This window comes from Micromonospora sp. NPDC005707, from assembly GCF_040631005.1.
In the GTDB taxonomy this organism is placed as follows: Bacteria; Actinomycetota; Actinomycetes; order Mycobacteriales; family Micromonosporaceae; genus Micromonospora.
In genome coordinates, this window is the sequence record NZ_JBEXYR010000026.1 from 47,072 (window position 1) to 55,340 (window position 8,269).

At 75.4% G+C, this 8,269-nt stretch carries 6 protein-coding genes and 1 pseudogene; 4 read left to right on the forward strand and 3 right to left on the reverse strand.

The features are described from left to right. The first annotated feature begins 27 nt into the window (after window positions 1-27). The 3 genes from ABZ452_RS31310 to ABZ452_RS31320 all read left to right on the forward strand — a co-directional run bounded on the left by ABZ452_RS31310 (window position 28) and on the right by ABZ452_RS31320 (window position 4,675). Window positions 28-1,824, forward strand: a complete 1,797-nt coding sequence (locus ABZ452_RS31310) for a hypothetical protein (RefSeq protein WP_357950708.1) — start codon at window positions 28-30, stop codon at window positions 1,822-1,824. Beyond that, window positions 1,821-3,449, forward strand: coding sequence for a hypothetical protein (locus ABZ452_RS31315; protein ID WP_357950710.1), 1,629 nt, complete (start codon window positions 1,821-1,823; stop codon window positions 3,447-3,449). Before ABZ452_RS31310 ends, ABZ452_RS31315 begins: the two co-directional genes overlap by 4 nt. A 356-nt stretch (window positions 3,450-3,805) precedes the next feature. Next, a complete protein-coding gene (locus tag ABZ452_RS31320; RefSeq protein ID WP_357950713.1) occupies window positions 3,806-4,675 on the forward strand; it encodes a peptidoglycan-binding protein in 870 nt (289 codons plus the stop codon). Between the two features lie 15 nt (window positions 4,676-4,690). Here the strand turns inward: ABZ452_RS31320 and ABZ452_RS31325 are convergent, their stop codons facing one another. The 3 genes from ABZ452_RS31325 to ABZ452_RS31335 are packed head-to-tail and all read right to left on the reverse strand — an operon-like array spanning window position 4,691 to window position 7,596. Further along, window positions 4,691-5,788, reverse strand: coding sequence for a hypothetical protein (locus ABZ452_RS31325; RefSeq protein ID WP_357950715.1), 1,098 nt, complete (start codon window positions 5,786-5,788; stop codon window positions 4,691-4,693). Window positions 5,789-5,843: 55 nt separating this feature from the next. Next, window positions 5,844-6,617 carry a nucleotidyltransferase domain-containing protein gene (locus ABZ452_RS31330; RefSeq protein WP_357950717.1) on the reverse strand — a complete coding sequence of 258 codons (774 nt, stop codon included), beginning with the start codon at window positions 6,615-6,617 and terminating at the stop codon, window positions 5,844-5,846. A gap of 43 nt (window positions 6,618-6,660) precedes the next feature. Continuing rightward, window positions 6,661-7,596, reverse strand: a complete 936-nt coding sequence (locus tag ABZ452_RS31335) for a diacylglycerol kinase family protein (RefSeq protein ID WP_357950720.1) — start codon at window positions 7,594-7,596, stop codon at window positions 6,661-6,663. 155 nt (window positions 7,597-7,751) lie between these two features. Here ABZ452_RS31335 and ABZ452_RS31340 point away from each other — a divergent pair. Next, window positions 7,752-8,269, forward strand: a pseudogene (locus ABZ452_RS31340) (hypothetical protein); the annotation flags it as partial.

An 8,269-nucleotide genomic window follows, 5' to 3' on the forward strand; every position in this document is an offset into this window, starting at 1 on the left:
ACCGACACAGACAGCGGAGAACTGCTCATGACGATCATCTGGAAGAAGGACCTGCCGCTGCCGATGGCGCGGCCCCGGTACTACGACTACGAATACCTGCGCGCCGACGACCTCACCCAGGCGCTGGACTACCTGCTGGCCCGGCAGAACCTGGCCGCCCGGCTATTGCGCCCGATGGGCGTGGTCAGCGGCCTCGATCTCATCGCCACCGGCAGCGACGTGACGGTCGGCCAGGGCGTGGCGATCGACGGCGACGGCAACGTGATCGTGCTGCCGGACAACCGGCGCAGCGCGCTTCCCGGCGACGGCACCTTCTTCGTCTGGATCGAGTACCACGAGTTCCTGACCGACCGGCGCGACGAGGGCGGCGTGGCCGCGGAGACCCGGTGGACCGAGGAGGGGCTGGTCAAGGTCAGCGCGACCGCCCCCACCGACACGGCGCACGCGGTGCTGCTCGGCAAGGTGACCCGCACCGGCGGGACGGTCACCGTGCAGGGCACCGGCCGGCAGGTCGCCGGGCTGCGGGTGCCGGTCGGCGCGATCGTGCCGGCCGTGGGCGCCGGGTCGCAGGCCGGCATCACGTTCCCCACCGACCCGGGCGGCGGCTCCGGCGACGAGGCGTACGTCCGCTACTGGCCGTACAGCGGGGAGAACACGATCCTGCGGATCGCCAACAACAACGACCCCGACGACCTGATCGCGTTCACCCAGTACGGCGCGGACCGGCTGCGCATCGGCGGCGGAATGCTGCACCTGGGCAGCATGGAGGGCGTCAACGTCGGCGCCGGGCAGGTGGTCAGCGCGCTGGGCTTCTGGGGGCCGGGTGTGCAGCACGCCCAGTTCTCGTTCCGCGCGGGCAAGGGCTTCGAGCTGGTCGACCGGAGCGCCGACGGCCCGAACCTGGCCTACACCGAGGGCAGCAAGCCGTACGCCGACCTGGCCGTCAAGGAGCTGAAGGCGGCCACCCTGCGCGGGCGCGGCGGGCTGTCGGTGGTCGCCGAGGGCGCGCTCGGCCTGCGGGCCACCGGCGGGGTCAGCGTGGTCAAGGACGGCAGCGGCAACGGCGACTTCACCGTCCAGGGCAGCGCGTGGGTGAACGGCCACCTCAACCTGCCCAACTGGAGCTGGATCAACGGCGGCACCCGCCTGCACATCGGCGGCCCGGAACGCCTGCACCTGCTCAACGCCGCCGGCGTCTACGTCGGCTTCGGCGGGGTCGCCGGCAACGACAGCGGCTCCCTCTTCGTCGAGAAGCGCGGCTCCTTCGGCGGCGACGTCCGGGTCACCGGCACGCTCGTGGCGGGCGCCGACACCCCGCCGATCGCCTCGTGGAGCGGCGGCGGCGTCAGCACCTTCGACCTGTTCGCCTCCGCCGCCATCTACCTGGGCCGGGAGTCCACCGGCTACACGATCAGCCTCAACGCCGGCACCGGCGTCATCAAGGGCAAGTCGAAGCAGTTCGCGATCGACCACCCGCTGGACGCGCCGGACGCCGCGCAGCGCCGGCAGCTCATCCACGCCGCGCTGGAGGGGCCGGAGAACGGCGTCTACTACCGGGGCGAGGGCCGGCTGGAGAACGGCACGGCCACGGTGGAGCTGCCCGCGTACTTCGAGGCGCTGACCCGGGCGGAGGGGCGGACCGTGCAGCTCACCCCGGTCTTCGAGGACGACGAGCCGGTCTCGGCGCTGGCCGCCGGCCGGGTCCGGGACGGGGCGTTCCGGGTCCGCACGGTCGACGGCTCCCCCGCCTCGCACGCCTTCTGCTGGCAGGTCACCGCGATCCGCGCCGACCTGGAGCCGCTCGCCGTGGAGGTGCCGGCATGATGCCGACCGGCTGGTGCCCGGGCACCCGCACCGTGACCGCGATGGTCGACACCTACCCGGGGACGAGTTGCGTGCGGATCTTCTTCGGGCCGGGCGACGGGCTGCCCGCGGCGGCGTGGACCGACCAGCGGCAGCGGCTGGCCCAGGCGCCCGCCGACGCCGACGTGATCGTGTCGCACAAGGACCCGGAGGTGGACGCCGCCGCGTTCGTCGCCGCCTGGCAGGCCACCGGCCGCACCGGCCGGCTGATCCTGGTGCCGCACCACGAGCCGGAGCAGCAGACCGGCGGCGACCCGGCCCCGGCCGTGTTCCGCACCTCGTGGACCCGCACCCGCAAGCAGGTGGGCGACCATCCCGCCCGGCTCGACGGCCGGTTGCGGCTCGCGGTCTGCTGGACCCTGCAATGGGTACGCCGGGTCGACGCCGCCGGACGCCGGGTCAACGACTGGCGCACCTGGTGGCCCGAGCACGAGGCCGACGCCGTGGACCTGGTCCTCGCCGACTGGTACCCGTACGACCCGACCGCCCGCAACCCGTTCCGCCCCGCCACCTACGAGGAGCCCGCCTCCGCCCTGGGGATCATGCTGGAGCTGTCCCGGGCCACCGGGAAGCCGTGGGGCATCGCCGAGATCAACCACCCGCGGATCACCACAGCGGGCGGCTACCCGGCCGACCTGGACGCCGACGGCAGCCGGTGCGCCGCCTGGTACCGGCGGATGCACGCCTGGGCGAAGGCGAACGGCTGCCAGGTCTGGTCGCACTACCACCGGGACGAGGGCGACCTCACCGAACGGAAGACCGAGCAGCAGGCGCTGCGGGAGCTGATCGCCGCCGAGGCGGCCGCGCCCCGCCGGCTCGCCCCGGCCCTCGAGACGCTGCGCGCCGAGCTGACCCGGCGCTGGCCGGGCGCCACCCGCACCGTGGTCGACTCGGCCCACCACGCCGACCACCGGCCCAACGCGCGGGGCGCCGTCGACGCGCTCGACGTGGACATCACCGGCGTGGACACCGCGGCGCTGCTGGCCGCGTTCCAGCGGCACCCGTCGGCGGAGCACTGGATCCACGCCGGCGCCACCGCCCGCGCCGACGACGGCTGGACCCGGCGGCCGTACGCCGGCGCCGACCCGGGCCGCGACCGGCTGCACCTGGGCATCCGCTCCACCGAGGCCGCCGAGCGGGACCAGCGGCCGTGGGGCCTGGTCGAGGAGGCCGGGTCCGACGCCGCGCGGTTCCTGGCGCTGCTCAAGGACCCGGCGGTGGCGCCCCAGCTGCGCGCGCTGCCCTGGCAGTACGTCGGCGGGGGCATCCCGAAGGACATGTCCACGCTCAAGGTGCTCAACGAGATCCTGCAGACCGTCCGGGTCATCGGCGAGGCCGTGGCCGGGCAGGCCGGCGACCCGGCCCCGGTCCGGGCGGCGCTGGCCCGGCTGCCCGAGCCGCGACCGGCCGACGTCGCGCCCGCCGGGCTCCCGCGTGCCTTGGGAGAGGTCGACGCGCTCGCCGACGCGGTGGCGGCGCGGGTGCTCGCCGCGCTGCCGGCGCACGCCTCCGGGGTCTCCGGCGAGGAGCTGACCGCCGCGCTGCGGGCCGCGCTGGTCGATCTGGCGGCTCGTCCGATCGGGTGAGCGGGCGGCACGGGCGGCGGAGTGGCCGGCTCCGCCAGTGCTCGGGCCGACCGGCCGGTCGGCGGGCGGCCCACACGATCGGCGGGCCGCGGCAGCCGCCCGGATCGGCGTGGCGCTGATAACCGACTCAGGTGTTGCCCCAGGTGACCTGGGGTTTCGACAGTGGACGCAGACCCCGCCGGTGAGTTCGCGCCGCCGCGCGACGCCGGCCCGAGCAGGAAGCGGAGGCACCGTGATGGACACGTCGACCATCGACCCCGACTACCAGGTGACCGTCTTCGAGGAGGACGACGACCCGGAGGCCCTGATCGGCGACGAGATCGAGTACGACCTCGCCGCGGAAGAGGAGCAGTGACGTGAGCGCTCACCTGGCACCCGCGCTGCGGGTGCTGCGCGAGGAGATCAACACCCGGTGGCCGCACCGGGACCACAGCTCGGACGGCTGGATCGGCGACGCCGCGCACCAGGCACGCCGCTCGGACCACAACCCGGACGGCGACGACGCCTCGGTCAACGCCCTCGACGTGGACGTCGACGGCATCGACCCGCTGCTGGTGGTGCGGCACGCCATCACCCACCCGTCCTGCCAGTACGTGATCTGGAACCGGACGATCTGGAGCCGGACCCGCGGCTTCTCGGCCGCCCGGTACACCGGCAGCAACCCGCACCAGAAGCACCTGCACGTCAGCGTCAGCCACCAGCGGTCGCTGGAGGACAGCCAGCGGCCGTGGGGCATCGCCACCGCGGCGGCGATCCGGCTGGGCGACCGGGTGCTGAAGAACGGGTGCCGGGGCAGCGACGTCCGCGAGTTGCAGACCCTGGCCAACCGCCTGAACGCCCGGCTCACCGTGGACGGCGCCTTCGGCCCGCGCACCACCGCCTGGGCCCGCGCGTTCCAGCAGGCCCGGAAGCTGACCGTGGACGGGATCGTCGGCCCGGCCACCCTGGCCGCCCTGCGGCAGGCCACCGCCCGACCGCAGCCGCAGCCGCAGCCGCAGCCTGGACGGGCGCCCGGGTGCCGCACGCTGAAGCGGGGCAGCACGGGCGAGGATGTGGCGTTCGTCAAGCGGTTCATCGGCACCCGCCGGTGCGGCCCGGCCGGGGTCGACTTCGACCCGCGTACGGAGGACGGGGTCCGCTGGTACCAGCGGATGCGCGGGCTCGACGACGACGGCGTCGTCGGCCGACTCACCTGGGGGCAGATGGGCGTGCGGATCACCTACTGACCGGGCGGGACCCGGTCAGCCCTGCCGCAGCGCCGGCATCGGCACCGGCACGGCGAGCGCCGTCGCCCCGGCACCCGCGCCGCCCTCGCAGGTGTTCGGCGGCACGGTGCCGATGCCCCGGGTGGCCGGGCGTTCCGCCGCCCAGAACATGAAGCCCAGCATCCCGGCCGTGCTGCCCGCGCCGTGCGGCGCGACGCTCTGCACGTACGGGGCGGCGGCCTTCTGCACCGAGGTGGCGTGGTCGACGCACTCGGGCAGCGGCTTGCCGCCGTAGGCCAGGTAGACCGCGCCGGTGAACTTCGCCGGGGCGAGTGGGGGAACCGGCGGGTTGTACTGCGGCTTGCCGTCGACGTGCTCCTGCCAGTTCCCCTGCGCGGTGCCGGCCGCGACGGGCCGGGCGGTGACCATGGCGTTGGCGTAGTCCAGCACCGGGGCGTCGGTGCGCAGCCAGTCGGCGGTGGCCTTGCGGTTGAGGTCGATCAGCCAGCGGTCGCCTGCGGCCACGTCGATGGTGAGCCGGGCCGGCGGGCGGGCGCCCGTCGCGTCGTAGGGGTGGACCGCCCGGTAGGCGTCGATGAAGGACTGGAGGCCGGCCAGGTCCGGGCCGGTGTTCTGCTCGTAGTCGATCTCGATGCCGACGCCGAGCCGGGTGGCCACCGCGGCGGCCCGCTGCCCGAGCAGGGTGGGGTTCTCCGCGAGCGCCGTGTCCCAGTCGTCGGTGTAGGTGATGCCACCGACGGAGAGCGTCACCCGGACGCCCCGGGTCGTGAAGTACTGCACGATCTCGCTGGTCATGCCGCGCGGCACCCCGTCGAGGGTGGTGGCGTCGGTGGTCTGGCGCAGCAGGTCGAGCGGGTTGACGAAGCTCAGCACCACGAGGTTGACCGAGGGCCGGCCGTCGCCGCGGTCGACCAGCCAGTGGTTCTGGCTGTCGAACTGGGCCACCGAGCGGGCCGTGCCCCAGGTGCAGAAGTCGTCGCCGCAGTGCCAGGCGCCGTAGAGCTGGACGGGGGTGGCGGCCAGCGGCGCGGGCGCCGGCTTGGGCGCGGCGACGGCCGGGCCCGTGGTGGCGAGGACGAGCAGGAACGCGGCCAGGAGTACCGAGCGTCGCATGGGGACCTCCCCGACTGTTCAGTACGCCTTCTTTACAGTAGGGCGACGACCTGCGTCAATGCGTACCGGTGATCCGGTCCAGCACCCGCTGCTGGAAGGCGCGGGCCTCGGGTCCGGCCGGCGGGGGGCCGCCCCGGCGGGCCGCGATCGACCGGCGGATCAGCTCGGCGTCCGGGTCGTCGGCTTCGAGCCGCCGCCCCGCGTCCACCTTGCCGAGCCAGACGCCGTCGCGGCAGCGGACCAGCGCGCGGCAGGCGCCGAGCACGGCGTCCTCGGCGCCGGGTGCGGGGGCGTCGCCGGGCGGGGTGGGCAGCGCCAGCCACCAGCGCAGCGCCTCGACCAGCAGCCGCCGCAGCTCCGCCGGCCCCGGGTCGGCGAAGACCTCGGCGGCGGGCGGGCCGAGCAGGGCCAGCCCCGACTGGCGCAGGATGCTGCGGTCCAGCGCGTACCAGAAGCGCCCGTCGGCGGCGGGCCGGTCGGCCGGGTCGTAGGTGGCCCGGAACGGCATGGTGGCGCCCGTGTTCAGCTCGACCTCGAAGCCCGGCTCGGGGTTGCCGGAGGCGGCCACGTCCCGCCGGTAGACCACCAGCTCCAGGCCCCGCGCCGGGCAGGGCAGCGCCTCGTGCCGCAGCCGGTCCACGAGCGCCCGCTTCGCCGGCCCGCCGACCGGCCGGGCCACCACGAGGGCCACGTCCACGTCGCTGCGCCCCGGCTGGTACACGCCCAGCCCCACCGAGCCGGCCGCGTACGCGCCGACCAGGTCGTCGCCCAGCTCGGCCCGGGCACGCCCGACCAGCTCGTCGAGGTAGCGGCGCACGTCTGCGTCCATGGCGGCATCCTGCCGGTCCGGGTCGGGGCGACGCGGGCCGGGGTCAGTCCGGCGGGTCGGGGCAGCAGACGGTCAGCGCGCCCGGGACCGCCTTCACCTTCAGCCGCTTGGCCGTGCCCCGCGCGCCGCCGTCCAGCTCGTACGTCTTCGGCTCGGCGAACCGGACGCTGACCTTGCGACCCCGGGTGATCCGGACGAACGGCGACTCGTCGGAGCGGCCGGCGGCCATCCGGCCCAGCGTGCGGGCCCAGTCCACGGCGCCGCTGGCGGTGGAGACGCCGATCTCCAGCGCGCCGTCGTCGGGCCGGGCGTCGTCGAAGGCGGGGATGCCGCCGGTGATGGTGCCGACGTTGCCGAAGAGCACGCAGCTCGCGTCGCCGTCGAACCAGTCGGCGCCGTCGACCTTGATCCGGGTCCGGACGCACTCGCCGCGGACGTGCCGCAGCCCGGTCCAGACGTACGCGATCCGGCCGAGCCGGCCCTTGAGCTGCCGGTCGGCGTCGCGGATGAGGTCGCCGTCGAATCCCGCGCCGGCCATCACGGCGAAGTGCTCCCCGTTGAGCCGGCCCAGGTCCAGCTGGCGCCGCCGGCCGTGCAGGGCGATCCGGAGCGCCTCGGGCAGGTCGGCGGGGATGCCCAGGTTGGTGGCGAAGAGGTTGGCGGTGCCGGCGGGCAGGATGCCCATGGGCACGTCCGATCCGGCGAGGGTGTCGGCGCACCGCTGCACCATGCCGTCGCCGCCCCACACCAGGATCAGCTCGGCACCCTTGTCGAGCGCCTTGCGGACCTTCTTCGGCGCCTTGCGGCTCTTCGGCACCTCGTACCAGAGGAGTCGCCCGACCCCGGCGGCGACCAGGCCGGCGCGCAGCTCGTCGAGGCCGCCGCCGAAGGTCTTCTTCCGGTGGGCGACGACCGCGACCACGCCGGCCGGCGGCACGCCGGTGTCGGTGGCGGGGCGGTCGGCGGTGCTCGTGCTCATGGCTTCCGTTGGTACCCCGACCGCGGCTGTCCCACGCCTGCCGGGCCGGCGACGCGCCCGATTTCGATCAGCCGCATGCTGTGATCGACCGACCTCGTTCGGTAGAGTACGGCGGTGATCGTCGGCGCTGCCCGGCGATCGGAGGGGTGTCCGGGATGACTCGACGCGGCGGACGGCTGACGCGGGTCGCGCTGCGCCTCGGCCTGCTGCTCGGCGGGGTCGCGGTGGCCTGGGGCGCCCACGAGGCCGCCACCGACAGCGCCGCCCACGCCGCCGATCGCCCGCCGGCCACCCCGCTCACCGCCGTCGTCGATCTGCTCGGCGACACGCTGAGCCCGGTCCTCGACGTGGTGACACCGCACTCCCCCCGCGCCGCCGGGCCACCGCCCGCGGTCGACGCCCGACCCGTTCCGGGCGACCGCGCCGGCGCACGGGCGGACCAGCCGGTCGCCACCCGGCCCGAGGGCCGCCACGCCGCTGCCGCCACCCGTCCCGGACCGGTCCGCGACGGCGGACGGCGACCGGCCGACCGGCGGCCGGGCCCGGACGCCCGGCACGACGGCCGACCGTCCGCCCCGGACGCCCGGCACCACGGTCGACGGTCCGCCCCGGACGCCCGGCACGACGCGCCGCGGTCGGGCGGGGCGGCCCGTGACGACACGCGGCGACCGGC